Genomic DNA, 18,934 nt, shown 5'->3' on the forward strand with positions numbered 1-18,934 from the left:
GTCTGTCTCGGAATCGTGTAAACGTCAGGGTTTCGGCACGGCGACGGCGGACGCCGCGAGCGCCGGGCGCGCGGCCGGCGCCGGGGCCAGCTGCTGCGCGAGCTGCTGCGAGCCGGCCGCATCCGCCGACAGCGTCGTGGTCGTCGCATCGTCGCGCATCAGCGCCTCTTCGGATTTGCGGTTCAGCACGATCACGCTGATCCGGCGGTTTTCCGGATCGAGCGGGTCGGCCTTGTTCAGGTTCTGCGTCGACGCGAGGCCGAGCACGCGCAGCACTTTCGCCTCGTCCATGCCGCCGGCGATCAGCTCGCGGCGCGACGCGTTCGCGCGGTCGGCCGACAGCTCCCAGTTGCTGTAGCCGCCCTCGCCGCCCGCGTACGGCACGGCGTCGGTGTGGCCCTGGACGATGATCCGGTTCGGCACGTCGTTCAGCGTCTTGCCGATCTCGCGCAGGATGTCGCGCATGTACGGCTCGACGTTGTCGCTCGACATCGCGAACATCGGCCGCTTCTGCGTATCGACGATCTCGATGCGCAGCCCCATCAGCGTGGAATCGATGCGGATCTGCTGCTTGAACTGGCGCAGCGTCGGGTTGGCCTCGATCGCTGCCATCAGCTTGATCTGCAGGTCGTGCAGGCGCGCCTGCTCGAGCCGGTCCTGCGCGCCTTGCGCCTGCGACCGGGAATGCTCGTCGCCCATCTTTGCGAGGCGTTCGGCGAGCTGCGTCGTGCCGTCGGTGCGGCGCAGCGTGCCGGCGTCGACGCTCGACAGATCGCGGCCGCCGCCGTTGATGATGCTGGAATCCTGCGAGCTGCGGTCGCCGCTGCCGAACAGCGCGGCCTTCAGCGGCGTGTTGAAGTATTCGGCGATCCCCTTCAGCTGCACCGGCGTGACCGAGCTCAGCAGCCACATCAGCAGGAAGAACGCCATCATCGCGGTCATGAAGTCCGCGTACGCGAGCTTCCATGCGCCGCCGTGGTGGCCCTTCTTCGCCGGGGCCACCCGCTTGACGACGATTGCGCGATCCTTGCTCTTGCTCATGGTGCGCTCCGCGTCACTTCGCCTTCACGCGGCGCACATGCTCTTCGAGCTCGGAGAACGACGGGCGCTCGGTCGAGAACAGCACCTTGCGGCCGAACTCGACCGCGATCGCCGGCGCATAGCCGTTCAGCGTCGCGAGGATCGTCACCTTGATGCACTGGAACATCTTGGTCGACTCGGCGACGCGCTGCTCCGCGAGGCTCGCGAGCGGCCCGATCAGCCCGTACGACAGCAAGATCCCGAGGAACGTGCCGACCAGCGCCTGCGCGATCATCGCGCCGAGCACCGCGGGCGGCTTGTCGGCGGATGCCATCGTGTGCACGACGCCCATCACGGCCGCGACGATACCGAACGCCGGCATCGCGTCGCCGACGCGCATCAGGGCATGCGCGGGGCCTTCGCCTTCCGCGTGGTGCGTCTCGATCTCCTCGTCCATCAGGCTTTCGATCTCGAACGCGTTCATGTTGCCGCCCACCATCAGGCGCAGGTAGTCGGTCAGGAATTCGACAATGTGATGATCGGCGAGGATCTTCGGGTATTGCGTGAAGATCGGGCTCTTTTCCGGATCGTCGATGTCGGCCTCGAGCGTGAGCGTGCCTTCCTTGCGTGCCTTCGCGAGCAGCACGTAAAGAAGCGCCATCAGCTCCATGTAGACATCCTTCGTGTATTTCGAACCCTTGAAGAGCGTCGGCAGCACGCGCAGCGTGGCCTTGATGGTCTTGCCGCCGTTGCCGAGGATGAACGCGCCGACGCCCGCGCCCACGATCATCAGGATCTCGACGGGCTGGATCAAGGCGCCCAGATGCCCGCCTGCCAGCGCATAACCGCCGAAGACGGACAACAGCGTCACGAGTGTTCCCACGATAATCAGCACTGCCTGTCCCTCACGAATGACCGGCGGGGAGACCGCCGTTAAACAGGTTTACGGCAGTCGGCAGGAAAACTTTCGCGGGCGGCCAGGCGGCATCCCGACGGTGTTTACCAGCAATTTGCAGACGATTCGCGCCACCCGGCGCGGCCTGGGCGCCCCGCCCGGCCCGGCCCTGCCCGGCGCTCAGGCCGCGGCGGCGGCCAGTTCGGCGCGCGCGGCGGCGGCCTTGCGGGTCTTGCCCGCGCGCGACGGCGGCTGGCAGAGGCCGCAGACGAAACCTTGATGCGGATCATGCGCATGCGCGACGAAGTGGCCGCCGCAGCGCGTGCACGGGGTCATCTGCAGCATCCCCGAATCGAAGAAGCGCACGAGCGTCCACGCGCGCGTGAGGCTCAGCACGGCCTCGTCGCCGGACAGGTTCACGTGCTCCTGATAGAGCCGGTACGCCTTCACGATCGACTGGATCGACTCGCAGCGGCCGTGGTCCTGCATGAACCGGTAGATGTTGTAGAACAGCGACGAGTGGATGTTCGGCTGCCACGTCATGAACCAGTCGGTCGAGAACGGCAGCATCCCCTTCGGCGGCGACACGCCCTTCAGTTCCTTGTACAGCTTGATCAGACGGTCCCGCGACAGGCTCGTCTCCGCTTCCAGCAGCTGCAGCCGGGCGCCCAGCTCGATCAGTTCGATGGCGAGAGTGATTTCCTTCACCTCGATCACGACGCTTTTGCTTGCCATGGTGATAACCGTCCGCTTGACGTTATTCGGATGGATGGCCAATACGCTGCCCACCGGCGCGGCACGCCGGGACAAACGCAAGGCGGGATGGATCAGCGGACGCCTTCGACCTGCTGCCCGGCCATCAGGATGGCCGAGTGGGCGTGCGCGACGACATCGCTGCGGCCCTTGTCGGCGAGCGACGACAGCAGCGCGTGATCATCGAAGCGGAAGCGGCACAGCATCTGGTTGGACGCAGCCAGTTTCACAGTCTGCGCGAGCGTGAGGTTGGCGAGCACGTCGGCGAGTTCCTGGGAGATGCCCATGCGGAACATGCCCATCGCCCGGTCTTCCCGCAGCAGGCGTTGCGCAAGGAGGAGGTACGACAGGTTGACCTCTTTGATCTCACTGAGCATTTCGCTGGTAGCGCTCATGATTCCCCCGTTAAAGAGCTTTGCTTTGGCCATTCGTGTTATGAAAACGTTTGCTCGATCAGAGCGCTCTTGGCGCACAGTCGGCTCGTTTATAGTCTTACAGGGCGAATTTTGGCCAAACGGCATTTATGCCGGTATCAGCGAAGTGACGTATGCCATGCAGGATTTGTCTGTAAACCGTGTAGGAATTTTTCCGACAAGGCGAATTGAAAGGAGCAATCGGGAAAGCGAATGGCGGCGGGGTTTCGGCTGCGATGCGTCCGATGGCCTCCGGGCGGTGACGGAAGGCTTGCCGGCAAGGCTGCCGACAATCGGATCGGTAAAAATTATAGTGGTTTTTCACAATGGCGCAACAATAGTTGCTTCTATCTCCATTTTTGTTTCCACGCCCTTTTTCTCGTGGTTTTCGCGTATTTCATCGTGTAACAAGCCTTAAGTGTTTGAAAAAACACTCGAATCCCTCGGGGCGGTATCGATAATGGACTCCGATGGGCAGCGGCGCGAGCCGTGCCGGCCCGCCCCGCAGCTTGCCTTCCGGCGCCCCGCGCACCCCGCAGGGCACGGCCACGTACCGCCAACCGCGTGCGTCGGCGAGTTCCGCAACCTTGCACGGGATCCGCACCGGCGCCGCCGCGCCCCGGATCGACACTGGAGAACACCCATGCGAATTGCCCAGATCGCGCCGCTTTACGAAGCCGTTCCGCCGAAACTCTACGGCGGCACCGAGCGTGTCGTGTCCTACCTCACCGAGGCGCTCGTCGAACTCGGCCACGACGTGACGCTGTTCGCCAGCGGCGACTCCGTCACGTCGGCCCGACTCGAGGCGGCCTGGCCGCGCGCACTGCGGCTCGACCCGTCGATCCGCGATTCGATGGCGCCCCATATGCGGCTCATCGAAAAGGTCGCCCGGGTCGCGCACGAATTCGACGTGCTGCACTTCCACCTCGACTACCTGCCGTTCCCGCTGATGTCGCGCCTCGACACGCCGTACGTGACGACGCTGCACGGCCGCCTCGACCTGCCGGAGCTGCAGCCGGTGTTCGACGCGTTCCCGGACGCGCCGGTCGTATCGATCTCGAACAACCAGCGCAAGCCGCTGCCGCAGGCCGCGTGGGCCGGCACCGTCTATCACGGGCTGCCCGACACGCTGCTCACGCCGCAACCGGGCGTGAAGCCCGAATACCTCGCGTTCCTCGGCCGGATCTGCCCGGAAAAGCGCGTCGACACCGCGATCCGGATCGCCGCGCAAAGCGGGCTGCCGCTGAAGATCGCCGCGAAGGTCGACAAGGCCGACGCCGACTATTTCAAGGAAGCGATCGAGCCGCTGCTCGGCCAGGCACACGTCGAATTCATCGGCGAGATCAACGAGGCGCAGAAGCCCGCGTTCCTGTCCGGCGCGAAGGCGCTGCTGTTCCCGATCGACTGGCCGGAGCCGTTCGGCCTCGTGATGATCGAGGCGATGGCCTGCGGCACGCCGGTCGTCGCGTTCAACCGCGGCTCGGTGCCGGAAGTGATCGAGGACGGCGTCACGGGCTTCATCGTCGAGGACGTTCAAGGCGCGGTCGGCGCGCTGCACCGGATCGACAGCCTGTCGCGCACCGCCATCCGCGAACGTTTCGACACGCGCTTCAGCGCGAAGGCAATGGCGCAGCGCTATGTCGACACTTACGAATCGCTGTGCACGGGAACCCGTCAACCGGCATTGCGCCGGGTCGCCGGCGCCTGACACGGAATTCCGCGAGGAAATATTCCGTAATCAAATCCGCGCCGAAATCGCGCGCAAAACAAAAGAGCCGCATCTCGATGCGGCTCTTTTGTTTGGGCTTTCGGTCATTCGATCAGGAAACGATCGCGGTTTTTACCGACGATCCAATTCGGCGGCTTGCCTCGCCCGCTCCAGGTCGCGCCCGACTTCGGATCGCGGTATTTCGGAGGCAGCGGCGCCTTCTTCGGCGGGCGTCCGCGCTTCGCTCGCTCCGCGAAGCCCAGATCCTGGGCAGTCAGCCCGTATTCGGCGATTTTTTGCTGGACTTCCGCAATCACCGCCGCCACTTCCTGGCGGCGCACATCGTCCGCCTGAGCCTGCAGATCGGCGATCTGCGCCTTGAGTTTCGCGTATTGAGACATTTTTCGACTCCCCTTTTGATGATGCGGCCCCGGCGAATCCGACCGGGACACCAACATCCGTTACGTCATCCGCACTGCCGCCCTACCCTTCGAAATTAATGCTGTCATCTTTAACCGATTCGACTATATCGAGAATGCGGACTTATTCTAATAAAAGGCATTCGTCGGCCATTCAAATTTAACAATCGTTGACCCTCCCCGCCCCGAATCATTTCCTATAATCCAGACCAATTCCGGGTGATGCTTTAAATCCGTCGCGTCGCCCGGTCGTCTTCAATCCACTTGTCCACTTGAACGAGGTCCTTACATGAATCTTTCTCAGCGTCTCGCTGCAGAGGTATTCGGCACGTTCTGGCTGGTGCTCGGCGGGTGCGGAAGCGCCGTGCTGGCCGCCGCCTTTCCGGGCCTCGGCATCGGCTTTGCCGGCGTCGCACTTGCCTTCGGCCTGACTGTGCTGACGATGGCATTCGCAATTGGCCACATTTCGGGCTGCCACCTGAATCCGGCGGTGAGCGTCGGCCTGACGGTCGCCGGCCGCTTCCCCGCACGCGATCTCGTGCCGTATATCGTGGCGCAGGTGGTCGGCGCGACGCTCGGCGCATTCGTGCTGTACCTGATCGCAAGCGGCAAACCGGGCTTCGACGTCGTCGGCAGCGGCTTTGCGACGAACGGCTTCGGCGAGCGCTCGCCCGGCCACTACGCGCTCGGCGCGGCGTTCATTTGCGAAGTCGTGATGACGGGCTTCTTCCTGTTCGTGATCCTGGGCGCCACCGACAAGCGCGCACCGGCCGGCTTTGCGCCGATCGCGATCGGCCTTTGCCTGACGCTGATTCACCTGATCTCGATTCCTGTCACCAACACGTCGGTGAACCCCGCCCGCTCGACCGGCCCCGCACTGTTCGTGGGCGGCGAAGCGATCGGCCAGCTCTGGCTGTTCTGGGTGGCGCCGATCATCGGCGCGGCACTCGCCGGGATCATCTACCCGCTGGTCGCGGGGCGTGACAACGCCGTCGACCGGCTGCCGGTATCCGCTCGCACAAGCGAATAAAACACTACGGGGTCAAGCGAGCAGAGCAGCGAGCCTCACGCTGTCCAAGAAGATCGAGGCAGGTCATTTCGACGGGCGCCACTGGCGCCCGTTTTTCATTGGCGCCCCGGCAGGACGCTCAGGATGCGGCGACGTTGTCTTCGAGCGAGAACAGCGTGCGCAGGTGGCGGGCGACGCCCGCGTCGAAGTTGTTGCCGATCCGCGGGATGTGCGGGAGCCGCGCGACCAGGTCGGGGTTCGCGTTGTTCATCATGAACGCGTGGCCGGCGGTTTCGAGCAGGTCGATATCGTTCATGTTGTCGCCGAACGCGATGCAGTGGCCGGTGTCGACGCCGAGCCGCGCGAGCACCGAGCGCAGCGCACGGCCCTTCGACACGTTCGCGGTCATCACTTCGAGGCAGTCGGGCAGCGAATACGTGACGTACAGCGCATCGCCGAAGCGCACGCGCATCTGCTCGGCGACGACCGCCAGATCGGCCGGATCGCCGATGTACAGCACCTTCGCGATATCCGTGCCGTCGTGCGCGGGCATGTCGATCACGTCGTAGCGGAAGCCCGAATCCTGGTGGAATTCGAGCAGGTGCGGCGCATCGCGGTCGATCAGCCAGCCCTGGTCGGTGAACAGGTTGACGATCACGCGGCCGTGCGCGCCGACGACGTCCGGCTGCACGAGGCCACGGACGATCGCCGGATCGATGTCCTGCGCGTGGATCGTCGTGTCGTCCGGCGCATGCACGCGCGCACCGTTCGACGTGATCAGGTACGGCCGGATCCCGAGCACGTCGCGAATGCCGGCGACGTCCGCGTAATGGCGCCCGGTGGCGATCACGAACTGCAGGCCGTCGCGGTCGAGCCGGCGGACGGTGTCGATCGTGTACCGATCCAGCTGGTGGTCGCTGTTCAGCAGGGTACCGTCGAGATCGGTGGCGATGACTTTGTACATGGGACGGAAGAATGGCGCTCAGGGCTCTGCGGAACGGCCATTTTAACGTCGTGCCCGGTTGCCCGCCGGATGGCTCCCGGTCGATCGCCGCCAGCGGCCCGGCTGCGGTGCGCCTTCGATCACCGTCGCAACGCTTTCAGCCGCCTTCCGCCGCCCGCAGCGCCTGCAGCGCGAGCCGCAGCGCGCCGTGCGCGGAATCGTCGAGCGGCGCGCGCAGCCGCGCGGCATGGCGCGCCGGCACGGCCGGTGCGAGTGCGTCCGCCAATCCGCCACACAGCGCGACCGGCAGCGCCTGCCGCGGATCGAGCGCGTCGATCATCTTGCCGATCTCTTCGCCCGCCTGCGCGATCAGCGCGCCCGCGACCGGATGCGAACGGTGCGCGAGGACGATCGGCGCAAGCCGCGCGTAGGTCGTCTGGTTCGCATCGCACGACCACTGGACGAGCGCGTCGCGATCCTGCGCGCCCGTTTCCGCGAGCAGCGCATCGGCGAACGCATCGCGCGGCGCGCGGCCGTCGAGCGCCTGCTGTGCATACGCGAGCGCTCGCATGCCGAGCCATGCGCCGCTCGCCTCGTCGCCGGACGGAAAGCCGAAGCCGCCCGCAATCCGGCATGCGCCGGCCGCGTCGAGCGCCGCCGCGATGCTGCCGGTGCCGAGCGCGACGATCAACCCCGGCGCGCCGCCGTGTGCGCCGACGACGGTTGTATAGGCGTCGCTCTCGACCGCGAGCGCGCCGAGCGGCGCCTGCGCGCGGAATGCGGCGAGCCACGCCGCATTGTTGACGCCCGCGAGCCCGCACCCGAGCGCGCACTGCGACCAGTCGAACGCGAAGCCGGCCTGCGTAAACGCGTCCGCGCAGGCCGCGCCGATCGACGCCCATGCGCGCTCGATGCCGAGCCCGAGCCCTGACGGGCCGCCGCGCCCCTGCGCGAGCTCGCGCCCGTGCCGGTCGGCCAGCACCGCGCGCGTGCCCGTGCCGCCGCCGTCGATGCCGATCGTAAAAAGTAATGCCGCCATGCCTTGATCCCGCTGATTCGAACAGGCGCCAAGCTTAACCGGATCGGCGCCGCGCGCCCATCGGCCGTTCGGCAGGCTGTTCCGCGAAAGGGGCTTCCGCTATGCTGACGCGATCGAATCGACACTGAATACGAGGCAGACGATGTCGCAGCGGTGCAACTGGGTGAAGACGGAAGCGGATGCTCACTATCACGATACCGAGTGGGGCGTGCCCTCGCACGACGATCGCCACCTGTTCGAAATGCTGATCCTGGAAGGCGCACAGGCCGGGTTGTCGTGGTCGACGATCCTGAACAAGCGCGCCGGCTATCGCGAAGCCTTTGCGGATTTCGATGTCGATGCCGTCGCGCGCTTCACGCCGAAGCGCATCGAAAAGCTGCTGGAGAATCCCGGCATCGTGCGCAACCGCGCGAAGGTCGAGTCGGCGGTCACCAATGCGCGCGCCGTGCAGCGCATCCGCGAAGAGCACGGTTCGCTCGCCGCGTTCCTGTGGTCGTTCGTCGGCGATACGCCCGTGCAGAATGCATGGCAGTCGTACCGCGACGCGCCCGCGTCGACCGAACAGTCCGACGCGCTCAGCAAGGCGTTGAAGGCTTACGGCTGCAAGTTCGTCGGTTCGACGATCTGCTACGCGCTGATGCAGGCCACCGGCATGGTCAACGATCACGAGGTCGGCTGCCCGTGCCACGCGCAATGCGCGGCGCTCGGCGGCAAGCAGCCCGCACGCCGGCGCAAGGCGGGCTGACGGCACGAAAGCGCACCGGAGCCGCGGCGGCCCCGGGATTTTCCCGAACCCCAAAAGCAAAACGGCGGAGCGGCTTCTTTCGAAGCACGCTCCGCCGTTTCGCGGCGAACCGTAAGACGCTCTTAGTGGAGCTTCTTCGGCAGCATCTGGCTGCGCAGACGCTTGTGCAGGCGCTTGACGGCTGCTGCCTTCTTGCGCTTGCGGACTGCGGTCGGCTTTTCGTAGGACTGGCGTTCGCGCAGTTCAGCGATCAGGCCATTTTTTTCGATAGCACGGCGAAAGCGGCGAATCGCCACTTCGAACGGCTCGTTTTCTTTCAGAAGAATCGTCGTCATGTCGTTCCTAAATTGCTTAAACGGTCAAAAACGTAGCGGCCAAGCGCCACGCACCGGCCAACCGAGCGTCCCCACAAACAGGCGAAACGAGCGGAAATACGGCCTCGGAGGCCGGAAAAGAGAGGCGGAAAGCATCGCGAGTACGCTTCACAGCCGCGTGCAGCGCCGCGTTTGACTGCCAGCAGACATGCCGAAAACGGCAGAGGCTTGACAGAAATCTCAATTCAGCCCGCCATCATAGCAGGGAATCACAGATAAAACCACCCTTTTGTCGATCGCGTGCTCACAGGCGAACGACTGCTTGGCCGGGCCGCTCTCTGGCCCCATCCATCCGGCGTCACGCCGGAGTCCGTCCGAAATGACAAAGAAGGATAAAAAATCGGGCCGAATCTCCATGCACCCCTCAAGTTTTGTTTTGGTGCGCCGAAATCCTGCTCTGAGGCGGCCAGCAATGAACGAGTGCTTCCGCCGACGCCAAAACGGCTTTCCAGGGCTTTCGGCTTAAACAGGAGATTTTCCATGCTCGGAATTAACAGCAACATCAACTCGCTGGTTGCACAGCAGAACCTCAACGGCTCGCAAGACGCCCTGTCGCAGGCAATCACCCGCCTGTCGTCGGGCAAGCGCATCAACAGCGCAGCGGACGATGCAGCCGGTCTCGCGATCTCGACCCGGATGCAGACGCAGATCAACGGTCTGAACCAGGGCGTGTCGAACGCCAACGACGGCGTGTCGATGATTCAAACGGCATCGAGCGCACTGTCGTCGCTGACGAACAGCCTGCAGCGTATCCGCCAGCTGGCCGTCCAGGCGTCGACGGGCACGATGTCGTCGTCCGACCAGGCAGCACTGCAGCAGGAAGTCTCGCAACAGATCCAGGAAGTGAACCGTATCGCGTCGCAAACGACGTACAACGGCACGAGCATTCTCAACGGCTCGGCAGGCATCGTGTCGTTCCAGGTCGGCGCGAACGTCGGCCAGACGATCTCGCTGGACCTGAGCCAGAGCATGTCGGCCGCGAAGATCGGCGGCGGCCTGGTGCAAGCAGGCCAGACGGTTGGCACGGTCACGGGCCTGTCGCTCACGGCAGCCGGCGCGTACACGTCGTCCGGCGCGACGCTCACGGCGATCAACGTGGTCTCCGATGGCCAAGGCGGCTACACGTTCTCCGACCAGAACGGCCAGGCTGTCTCCGCAGCAACCGCACAGGCCGTGTTCGGCGCCAACGCAACGGCCGGTACGGGTACGGCAGTCGGCGCGCTGGCACTGCAAGCCGGCGCCACCGGCGCGGGCACCACCGCTGCACAGCTGACGTCGATCAACAATGCGATCGCGCAGATCAACGCCGTCAACACCCCGGCCACCGTGTCGAACCTCAACATCAGCACGGTCAGCGGCGCGAACGTCGCGATGGTGTCGATCGACAACGCGCTGCAGACGGTGAACAACCTGCAGGCACAGCTGGGCGCGGCGCAAAACCGCTTCACGGCAATCGCCACGTCGCAGCAGGCTGAATCGACCGACCTGTCGTCGGCACAGTCGCAGATCACCGACGCGAACTTCGCGCAGGAAACGGCGAACATGTCGAAGAACCAGGTGCTGCAACAAGCTGGCATCTCGGTGCTGGCACAGGCAAACTCGCTGCCGCAGCAGGTCCTGAAGCTCCTGCAGTAATCGAGTAGCAACCCGCGGCCGGACCACGCATAATGCGCGGCCCGGCCGCAAGCGCTTGGCGCGCGGGGCTCCGCCCCGCCACCAGGTCTTCATCCCGCAATTCACGGATCACCCGCCGCACGGAGCACTACGATGTCGACGATCAATTCCGCCGTCACCACCGCCAACAGCTCGGCCAACAGCGCGCTGCAGCAGGCCGCCCAATCGATCATCAGCGGCGCGACCGGCAACTCGTCGATGGACGTCAACTCGCTCGTGACGGCACTCGTCAATGCGAAGACCGCCGGCCAGACCGCCGCGCTCACCGCGCAGCAGACCAGCGACAACACCCAGATTTCCGCGTACGGCGCCCTTTCGGCGGCGCTGAGCGCACTCCAGGCCGGCATCACGACACTGTCGAACGGCACGCTGCAGAACACCTTCACCGCCAACATGAGCGGCACCGGCATCACCGCATCCGCAGGCGCGGGCGCCGTCGCCGGCAACTATTCGATCGGCGTCACGCAGATCGCGACGGCGCAGTCGCTGTCGTCGGCCGCGTTCGGCGCATCGACCGCACTGGGCACCGGCACGATGACGCTGTCGCTCGGCAGCCAGTCGTTCACGGTCAACGTGGACAACACCAACAACACGCTGTCCGGCATCGCCTCCGCGATCAACAGCGCGACCGGCAACCCGGGCATCGTCGCGTCGGTCGTCAACGGCAGCGACGGCGCGCACCTCGTGCTCAGCTCGACGCCCACCGGCGCGGCGAACACGATCAGCGTCGCGCTCAGCGGCGTGACCAACGACAACGGCCTGTCCAGCCTCGGCGTCACGTCGTCGGCCAGCACGACGGGCGGCCAGTCGGGCTATACGTCCGCGAACAGCAACGCCGCATGGTCGCAAAGCACGCCCGCGCAGGACGCCGCGTTCACGGTCAACGGCATCGCCGCGACGAGCGCGAGCAACACCGTGACGAGCGCGATCAGCGGCGTCACGCTGAACCTGACCTCGGCCGCCGTCAGCACGACACAGACGCAGACGCAGACGCTGACGATCGCCGCCAACACGCAATCCCAGGCGTCCACGATCAACAACTTCGTGACGCTCTACAACACGCTCGTCACGACGATGGGCTCGCTGTCGAGCTACTCGGCGACCGCGTCGTCGCAAGGCCCGCTGCTCGGCGACTCGACGCTGAACACGATCCAGAACGCGCTTGCGTCGGTCGTCGCGAACGGCGTGACCAGCAACGGCACGACGGTCACCCTCGCGTCGATCGGCGTCACGCTGCAGGCCGACGGCACGCTGCAGGTCGACAACACGGCGCTCACCAACGCACTGCAGAGCAACCCGACGGGCGTCGCGGCGCTGTTCAACTCGACGAACGGGATCGGCCAGCAGCTGACGACGGACATCACGAACTATACGCAGACAGGCGGGATGATCGACGTCCGCACGACGGCGCTCAACAACGACCTGACGAGCGTCTCGCAGCAGCAGTCGAACCTGTCGGATTATGTGGCACAGCTGACCAGCCAGTACCAGGCACAGTTCACCGCGCTCAACACGCTGATGGCGACGATGAACACCAATTCGGAGTACCTGACGCAGTTGTTCGGCGGAGCGAACAGTGCCGGCGCGCTGTCAAGCAACAAGAGCTGAGCGCCGGCCGGACAGGAGAGCGACGATGGAACAGACCGAACTGATTGCCCGGCTCGACGCGCTTACCGACGCGATCGAACATGCGGCCGCGATGGCCGACTGGATCGAGGCGGCACGCCTCGTCGACGTGCGCGCCCCGCTCGTCGCGTCGCTTGCGGCCGACCAGCCGCCGGCCGGCATCGCCACGATCCGCCGGATGCAGGCCAGCAACGACCGCATCTTCGCCGACGCGCAACGCGCGCAGCAGGAGCTGTCCGAGGAATACCACGCGGCAATGGGCCGCGTGCAGGCGGTCACCCAGTACCAACGCGTCGCGAGCCGCTGACGCACCCGACGCCGCGCCCAACCACCGCGCGCACCAACCCGACAACAAGAACTACACGCTGATGTGAGAGCGTGCTCGTTCGCCTCCGCCCGCCTCGTGCGGGCATTTTTTTTGGGGCATTCGGCACGGCGCCCGCCCACCGCGACGCACGCCCCCAATCGACGGAATTGGCCGAGCTTTTGGCGCCATCTCGCACATTCGGCGCGACCGCACGTTGCCGATAATGGCGAACATCGAACAAACGCGTCTTTCGCCATGCTCCCACTCGAATCGTCCGACCGCGACCCGCTCAGCCCGGAGCAGCAGTTCGAGCAAGATATCGCGCTCGTCATGCAGAATGCCATCGAACGCCAGCACGCCCGCGCATTCGACGAGGCGAAAGCGCTGTACGAAGCCGTTCTCGACGCCGTCCCCGAACATGTGGAGGCGAACTACAACCTCGCGGTGCTGCTGGTCGACGCCGGCCGGCCGGCCGACGCGATTCCCCGCTTCGAGGTCGCGCTCGGCGCGAATCCGGGCAACGGCCCGTGCTGGGGCGGCTACATCAACGCGCTGTACCGCGCGGGCCAGCTGCAGGCGGCGTGGATCGCCGTCGAAATGGCTCAGCAACGCGGCGTGCACGGCCCCGCACTGGACGGCCTGATCGCACAAATGGCCACGCCCAACGCCACGTTCCCCACGGCGCCCGCCGCGGGCCCGGCCGGCCCGGCCAGCATCACCCTGAATATTTCGTCCCAGCCTCGGCCCCGCCCAGACGAAGCCGCCAAAAGCGACGTACCCGCCGAACCTGCGCGCAAGGCGTCGTTGCACAAGCTGCAGAAGCACGCCGCGCTCTTCGACAAGAAGCGGTCGGCGGAAGCGCTCGCGCTCGCTCGCCAGCTCGTCGCCGACTATCCGGAAGACGGTGCGAGCCTGCGCGCGCTGGCGGTCTCGCTGTACCGGGACCTGCAATACGTCGAGATGATCGACATCGCCTATCGCGCACTCGAACGCCTGCCAGACGACATCATGCTGCGGACGCTGCTCGCGGATACGCTGCGCCTCATGACCCGGCTCCAGGAAGCAGAAACCCAGTGCCGCCTGGTCATTGCCGCACAACCGGCGAACGTGGAGGCGCACCGCATTCTCGGCATCGTGCTACATGGACTGCGACGTCATCAGGAAGCCGTCGCTGCGTGCCGGCGTGCCGTGGAACTCGCGCCGCGCGCGGCATCGGCGAACGGCTCGCTCGGTTTCGTGCTGCTGGAACAGGGCGCCGCGCAGGAGGCGGTTCCGTGGCTCCGGCGCACCATCGAAATCGACCCGAACGACAGCGTGTCGCACAGTTCGCTGCTGTTCGGCCTGATTCACGACGACACGAACCCGCCGGAGATGCTGCTCAAGGAACATCGCGCGTTCGGCAAACGGCACGAAAAGCACGCACTGCCCAAAAAATACGCCAATTCGCGCGATCCCGAACGCCCGCTGCGGATCGGCTTCGTGTCCGGCGACCTGCTGAACCACGCGGTTTCCAACTATCTGATTCCCGTCATCGAGCACCTGAGCCTCGACCCGAATCTGTCGCTGCACTTCTACTACAACTACGTGATCGACGATCACGTCACCGCCAAGCTGCGCGCGCACGCCACCACGTGGCGAACCGTGACGATGCAGACGGACGCCGCGCTCGCCGAACAGATCCGCCACGATCAGATCGACATCCTGATCGACCTGTCCGGCCACACCGGCCGCAACCGCCTCGTCGCGTTCGCGCGCAAACCCGCGCCGCTGCAGGCGTCGTGGATCGGCTACCCGGGCACGACCGGCATGAGCACGATCGACTACTACCTGAGCGACGGCATCGTCACGCCGGCCGGCGAGCTGGACGACCAGTTCGTCGAGAAGCTCGTGCGCATGCCCGCGCTCGCGCCGTACGCGCCGCCGGCGAACTGTCCGCCCGTCAACGGCTTGCCGGCGGTGCGCAACGGCTACGTCACCTATGGCAGCTTCAACCGGCTCAACAAGCTGCGTCAGGACGTGATCGCGCTGTGGGCCGAGGTTCTGCGCGCCAAACCCGACGCCCGGATGGTGATCGGCGCGATCGAGCAGGACCGCGACAGCGACACGATCGCCGGCTGGTTCGCGGCCGAGGGCATCGATCCCGCGCGCCTGACGTTCCAGCCGCGCAGGTCCATCCCCGTCTATCTGCAGCAGCATCACCGCGTCGACATCTGCCTGGACACGTTCCCGTACGCCGGCTCGACGACGACGCTCAACGCACTGTGGATGGGCGTGCCGACCGTGACGCTCGCCGGCCGGTCGATCCCGACCCGCGGTTCCGCGAGCTGGCTCAAGCGCGTCGGCCTCGACGCCTTCATCACGCACGACAAGGATGAATTCGTCCGCAAGGCCATCGCGCTCGCCGACGATCCCGACACGCTGCAGACGCTGCGCAGCGGCCTGCGCGAGCGCTGCCTCGCGTCGGCGCCGTTCCATCCGGAAGTCGTCGCGCAAGGGCTGTCGGTCGCCTTGCGGATGATGTGGCGGCGCTGGTGCGCGGGCGATGCGCCGGTCTCGTTCGATGCGGTCCTGCCCGACCCGTCGACCTCGGCGCCGGTCGAACAGGCGGCCGGGTAACCGGCGCGGCGGACGCCGCTTGTCACGGCCGGCCCGGCGAGCGAGCGGCGGCATTTCCGGGAATTGACTCGCAAACCGCCCGCTGCTTGAGCGATCGTGCGGGTATCGCGCGCGCTAGAGTGTTTTCACGATCACCGGTGCGCGCATTCGCGCCCGCAACGTACGACTTCGGGACAGGATCATGGACAAGCTCATACCCGTCACACAGCCCTACATGCCTCCGCTCGACGAGTTTCTCCCGTATCTGAACCAGATCTGGGAGAGCAAGGTCGTCACCAACGGCGGCCGCTTTCATGCGGAGCTCGAACGATCGCTCTGCGAATTCCTGGGCGTCGAGCACATTTCGCTGTTTTCCAACGCGACGCTCGCGCTGATCACCGCATTGCAGGCGATGAAAATCACCGGCGAGGTCATCACGACGCCGTTCAGCTTCGTCGCCACCACGCATGCGCTGCACTGGAACGGCATTCGCCCCGTGTTCGTCGACATCGACCCGGTGACGATGAACCTCGATCCCGCGCGCATCGAAGCGGCAATCACGCCGCAGACGACCGCGATCCTGCCCGTGCACGTCTACGGCTACCCGTGCGACGTCGACGCGATCGAGCGGATCGCCGATACCTACGGCCTGCGCGTGCTCTACGACGCCGCACACGCGTTCGGCGTGCGCCGCCACGGCCGCTCGGTGCTCGAATACGGCGACATGTCGGTGCTCAGTTTTCACGGCACCAAGATCTTCAATACGTTCGAGGGCGGCGCCCTCATCAGCCGCGACGCGAAGACGAAGCGCCGCATCGATCACCTGAAGAACTTCGGCTTCGTCGATGAAGTGACGGTGATCGGCCCCGGCATCAACGGCAAGATGAACGAGGTGCAGGCGGCATTCGGCCTGCTGCAGCTCGAACACATGGACCGGATCGCGGGCGGCCGCGCGCGCGTGGACGAACGCTATCGGGCAGCGCTGCAGAACGTGCCGGGCCTGCTGCTGCCGCCGGTTCCCGAGCACAGTACCCGCAATCACTCGTACTTTCCGGTGCGTATCACCCGCGATTTCCCGGTGACGCGCGACGCGGTCTACGATGCGCTGCGCGCACACAACATCGCGGCGCGCCGCTACTTCTACCCGCTGATCAGCGAGTTCCCGACCTATCGCGGGCTGCCGTCGGCGGCCCGCTCGAACCTGCCCGTCGCCAGCGACATCTCGCATCAGGTGCTGTGCCTGCCGATCTATCCGGCGCTCACCGCACGCGACCAGGATCGGATCATCGACATCGTGCTGGCCGAGGCAGGTCTGACGCAACATGCGAGCTGAACGCCGGCTGGCCGTCATGCAGCCGTACTTCTTTCCGTACGTCGGCTACTTCCAGTTGATGGCCAGCGTCGACACGTTCGTCGTGTTCGACGACGTGAACTTCATCAATCGCGGCTGGATCAATCGCAACCGCATCAACGTCAACGGCGCGCCGCACATGATCACCATGCCGCTCAGGCAGGCGAGCCAGAACCGGCGGATCTGCGACATCGACGTGGCGGACGATGCAACATGGCGCCCCCGGATCCTGCGCACGATCCACCAGAGCTACGCACGCTCGCCGCATTTCGCGCGCGTATTTCCGCTCGTCGAACGGATCGTGATGCACGATGCGTCCAACCTCGCCGATTACCTGCTGCACGGCCTGATCGCACTGCGCGACCACCTGCGGCTCGACACGACGATCGTCGCGACGTCGCGACGCTACGAAAATGCCGACCTGAAGGCCCAGGCACGCATCATCGACATCGGCCGGCAGGAGCACGCGGACATCTACGTGAACCCGGCCGGCGGGCAGGAGCTGTACGACCCGCACGCGTTCGCCGCCGCCGGCCTGCAGCTGAAGTTCCTGACACCGGGCCTCGCGCCCTATACGCCCGTTCGCGGCGCGTTCGTTCCGGCGCTGTCGATCATCGACGTGCTGATGTGCAACGACGACGCATCGATCGACCATCTGCTTGCCGGCGCCACATTGTCATGAAAGACGATCTCCACACCACCCTCGTCCGTCACTACGAGGCGTGCCTCGAGCGCCACGGCGATACGCATCGCGGCGTGGACTGGCCCAACGCGGAAGATACCGCCACGCGATATCGCGTGATGCTCGACCTCGTGAGGCCCGGCCCGGCGCCCGCCACGCTGCTCGATTTCGGTTGCGGGGCATCGCATCTGTACCAGTACATGCTGGATCGCGGCATCGACGGCCTGAGCTATGCCGGGCTCGATGCGTCCGAGGCGTTCTGCGACCTGTCCCGGCGCAAGTACCCGCACATCGACTACCAGTGTGTCGACGTGCTCGCGGAACCCGGCCGGCTCGGCGAATACGACTACATCGTGATGAACGGCGTCTTCACCGAAAAGCGCGAACTCGGCTACGACGAGATGTTCGACTATTTCTCGCGCGTGTTGCGCGTCGTGTTCCCGAAGGCGCGCAAGGGCATCGCGTTCAACGTGATGTCGAAGGAAGTCGACTGGGAGCGCGACGACCTGTTCCACGTGCCGGTCACGCAGTTGACGCACTTCCTGTCGCGCGAGCTGTCGCGCCACTACGTGGTGCGGCACGACTACGGGCTTTACGAGTACACGACGTACGTGTACAGGGAGCACAACTGATGGCAAACGTCATCCTGTTCGGCCTGCAGGACTACGCGGAACTTGCGCACTACTACCTCGAGCACGATTCGCCGCACACGGTAGCCGCATTCTGCGTCAACCGGCAGTACCTGCCGGAAAGCGGCATGTTCAAGGGCCTGCCCGTGGTTGCGTTCGAAGACGTCGTCGAAACCCATCCGCCCGGTGACTACAGCTTCTTCGCACCGATGTCGCCGAAGCGGATGAACCGCGAGCGCGAGAAAATCTTCAACGAGCTCAAGGCGCGCGGCTATCCGCTGATCAGCTATGTCAGCTCGCGCGCGACCGTGTGCCACAACACGATCGGCGAGAACTGCTTCATCCTCGAAGACAACACGCTGCAGCCGTTCACGACGATCGGCGACAACGTCGTGCTGTGGAGCGGCAACCATATCGGGCATCATGGGCGCGTCGGCGACCACGTGACGATGACCTCGCACGTCGTCATGTCCGGCCATTGCGATATCGGCGCGTACAGCTTCGTGGGCGTGAATGCCACGCTGCGCGACGGCGTCACGATCGGCGAAGGCACGTTCGTCACGATGGCCGCCGCGATCACGAAATCGACCGAGCCGTGGTCGGTGTACAAGGGCAATCCCGCGGTCAAGCTCGCGATGGCCAGCACCGACCTGAAGATCTAGCAGGCTGTTGAAAAGCGCCTCGCTTTGATGACCGGGGCGCTGTTTAAAAGGATTTCGTATGCGCTTGGCTGCCGAGTTGCCAACGAATCG

The 18,934-nt window shown here is 65.3% G+C and carries 20 protein-coding genes; 12 read left to right on the forward strand and 8 right to left on the reverse strand.

Features of this window, described 5'->3' with window-relative positions; translation table 11 throughout:
- Positions 1-24: 24 nt before the first annotated feature.
- The 4 genes from motB to flhD all read right to left on the reverse strand — a co-directional run bounded on the left by motB (position 25) and on the right by flhD (position 3,063).
- Positions 25-1,041 carry a flagellar motor protein MotB gene (gene motB / locus HWX36_RS34800; protein ID WP_175958275.1) on the reverse strand — a complete coding sequence of 339 codons (1,017 nt, stop codon included), beginning with the start codon at positions 1,039-1,041 and terminating at the stop codon, positions 25-27.
- A 13-nt stretch (positions 1,042-1,054) separates the two neighbouring features.
- Positions 1,055-1,915, reverse strand: a complete 861-nt coding sequence (gene motA / locus HWX36_RS34805; RefSeq protein WP_011350592.1) for a flagellar motor stator protein MotA — start codon at positions 1,913-1,915, stop codon at positions 1,055-1,057.
- Between the two features lie 180 nt (positions 1,916-2,095).
- Complete coding sequence (flhC, locus tag HWX36_RS34810; RefSeq protein ID WP_175958276.1) at positions 2,096-2,650, reverse strand: flagellar transcriptional regulator FlhC; 555 nt, start codon at positions 2,648-2,650, stop codon at positions 2,096-2,098.
- A gap of 92 nt (positions 2,651-2,742) precedes the next feature.
- Positions 2,743-3,063, reverse strand: a complete 321-nt coding sequence (flhD, locus tag HWX36_RS34815) for a flagellar transcriptional regulator FlhD (protein ID WP_279613412.1) — start codon at positions 3,061-3,063, stop codon at positions 2,743-2,745.
- Here flhD and HWX36_RS37475 point away from each other — a divergent pair.
- Positions 3,062-3,499 carry a hypothetical protein gene (locus HWX36_RS37475; protein WP_244136603.1) on the forward strand — a complete coding sequence of 146 codons (438 nt, stop codon included), beginning with the start codon at positions 3,062-3,064 and terminating at the stop codon, positions 3,497-3,499. The genes flhD and HWX36_RS37475 overlap by 2 nt on opposite strands.
- A gap of 225 nt (positions 3,500-3,724) precedes the next feature.
- A complete protein-coding gene (locus HWX36_RS34820) occupies positions 3,725-4,789 on the forward strand; it encodes a glycosyltransferase family 4 protein (protein ID WP_175958278.1) in 1,065 nt (354 codons plus the stop codon).
- Positions 4,790-4,893: 104 nt separating this feature from the next.
- Here HWX36_RS34820 and HWX36_RS34825 read toward each other — a convergent pair whose 3' ends face one another.
- A complete protein-coding gene (locus HWX36_RS34825) occupies positions 4,894-5,190 on the reverse strand; it encodes an H-NS histone family protein (RefSeq protein WP_021162849.1) in 297 nt (98 codons plus the stop codon).
- 307 nt (positions 5,191-5,497) lie between these two features.
- Here HWX36_RS34825 and aqpZ point away from each other — a divergent pair, with 307 nt between their 5' ends.
- A complete protein-coding gene (gene aqpZ, locus HWX36_RS34830) occupies positions 5,498-6,238 on the forward strand; it encodes an aquaporin Z (protein ID WP_175958279.1) in 741 nt (246 codons plus the stop codon).
- Between the two features lie 118 nt (positions 6,239-6,356).
- On the opposite strand, the gene HWX36_RS34835 is transcribed toward aqpZ, so the two are convergent.
- Both HWX36_RS34835 and HWX36_RS34840 read right to left on the reverse strand, forming a co-directional pair.
- Positions 6,357-7,181 (reverse strand): Cof-type HAD-IIB family hydrolase, encoded by an 825-nt coding sequence (locus tag HWX36_RS34835; RefSeq protein WP_175958280.1) that lies wholly within the window; start codon positions 7,179-7,181, stop codon positions 6,357-6,359.
- 136 nt (positions 7,182-7,317) lie between these two features.
- Complete coding sequence (locus HWX36_RS34840; RefSeq protein WP_175958281.1) at positions 7,318-8,199, reverse strand: BadF/BadG/BcrA/BcrD ATPase family protein; 882 nt, start codon at positions 8,197-8,199, stop codon at positions 7,318-7,320.
- Between the two features lie 142 nt (positions 8,200-8,341).
- Between HWX36_RS34840 and HWX36_RS34845 the strand changes: the two genes are divergently transcribed.
- The gene (locus HWX36_RS34845) at positions 8,342-8,944 is read left to right on the forward strand and encodes a DNA-3-methyladenine glycosylase I (RefSeq protein WP_175958282.1); all 603 of its coding nucleotides are present in this window, start codon (positions 8,342-8,344) and stop codon (positions 8,942-8,944) included.
- A gap of 122 nt (positions 8,945-9,066) precedes the next feature.
- On the opposite strand, the gene rpsU is transcribed toward HWX36_RS34845, so the two are convergent.
- Positions 9,067-9,279, reverse strand: a complete 213-nt coding sequence (gene rpsU, locus HWX36_RS34850; protein WP_006401410.1) for a 30S ribosomal protein S21 — start codon at positions 9,277-9,279, stop codon at positions 9,067-9,069.
- 519 nt (positions 9,280-9,798) lie between these two features.
- On the opposite strand from rpsU, the gene HWX36_RS34855 reads away from it, so the two are divergent.
- The 8 genes from HWX36_RS34855 (at position 9,799) to HWX36_RS34890 (ending at position 18,844) form a co-directional block, all read left to right on the forward strand.
- On the forward strand, positions 9,799-10,953 hold the full coding sequence (locus tag HWX36_RS34855) for a flagellin (RefSeq protein ID WP_175958283.1): 1,155 nt from the start codon (positions 9,799-9,801) through the stop codon (positions 10,951-10,953).
- 132 nt (positions 10,954-11,085) lie between these two features.
- Positions 11,086-12,600, forward strand: coding sequence for a flagellar filament capping protein FliD (gene fliD, locus HWX36_RS34860; RefSeq protein ID WP_175958284.1), 1,515 nt, complete (start codon positions 11,086-11,088; stop codon positions 12,598-12,600).
- A 25-nt stretch (positions 12,601-12,625) separates the two neighbouring features.
- Complete coding sequence (gene fliT / locus HWX36_RS34865) at positions 12,626-12,925, forward strand: flagellar protein FliT (protein WP_175958285.1); 300 nt, start codon at positions 12,626-12,628, stop codon at positions 12,923-12,925.
- Between the two features lie 255 nt (positions 12,926-13,180).
- Positions 13,181-15,541: a tetratricopeptide repeat protein gene (locus HWX36_RS34870; RefSeq protein WP_175958286.1), complete on the forward strand. Its 2,361-nt coding sequence runs from the start codon at positions 13,181-13,183 to the stop codon at positions 15,539-15,541.
- Positions 15,542-15,722: 181 nt separating this feature from the next.
- Positions 15,723-16,853, forward strand: a complete 1,131-nt coding sequence (locus HWX36_RS34875; RefSeq protein WP_175958287.1) for a DegT/DnrJ/EryC1/StrS family aminotransferase — start codon at positions 15,723-15,725, stop codon at positions 16,851-16,853.
- Positions 16,843-17,553 carry a WbqC family protein gene (locus tag HWX36_RS34880; protein ID WP_175958288.1) on the forward strand — a complete coding sequence of 237 codons (711 nt, stop codon included), beginning with the start codon at positions 16,843-16,845 and terminating at the stop codon, positions 17,551-17,553. Before HWX36_RS34875 ends, HWX36_RS34880 begins: the two co-directional genes overlap by 11 nt.
- Entirely contained in the window at positions 17,550-18,185 is a 636-nt protein-coding gene (locus tag HWX36_RS34885) for a class I SAM-dependent methyltransferase (RefSeq protein ID WP_175958289.1), read from the forward strand. The genes HWX36_RS34880 and HWX36_RS34885 overlap by 4 nt, the downstream gene beginning before the upstream one ends.
- On the forward strand, positions 18,185-18,844 hold the full coding sequence (locus HWX36_RS34890) for an acetyltransferase (protein ID WP_175958290.1): 660 nt from the start codon (positions 18,185-18,187) through the stop codon (positions 18,842-18,844). The genes HWX36_RS34885 and HWX36_RS34890 overlap by 1 nt, the downstream gene beginning before the upstream one ends.
- Positions 18,845-18,934: the final 90 nt, after the last annotated feature.

It is taken from the genome of Burkholderia sp. BCC0405 (assembly GCF_902833075.1).
GTDB lineage: Bacteria > Pseudomonadota > Gammaproteobacteria > Burkholderiales > Burkholderiaceae > Burkholderia.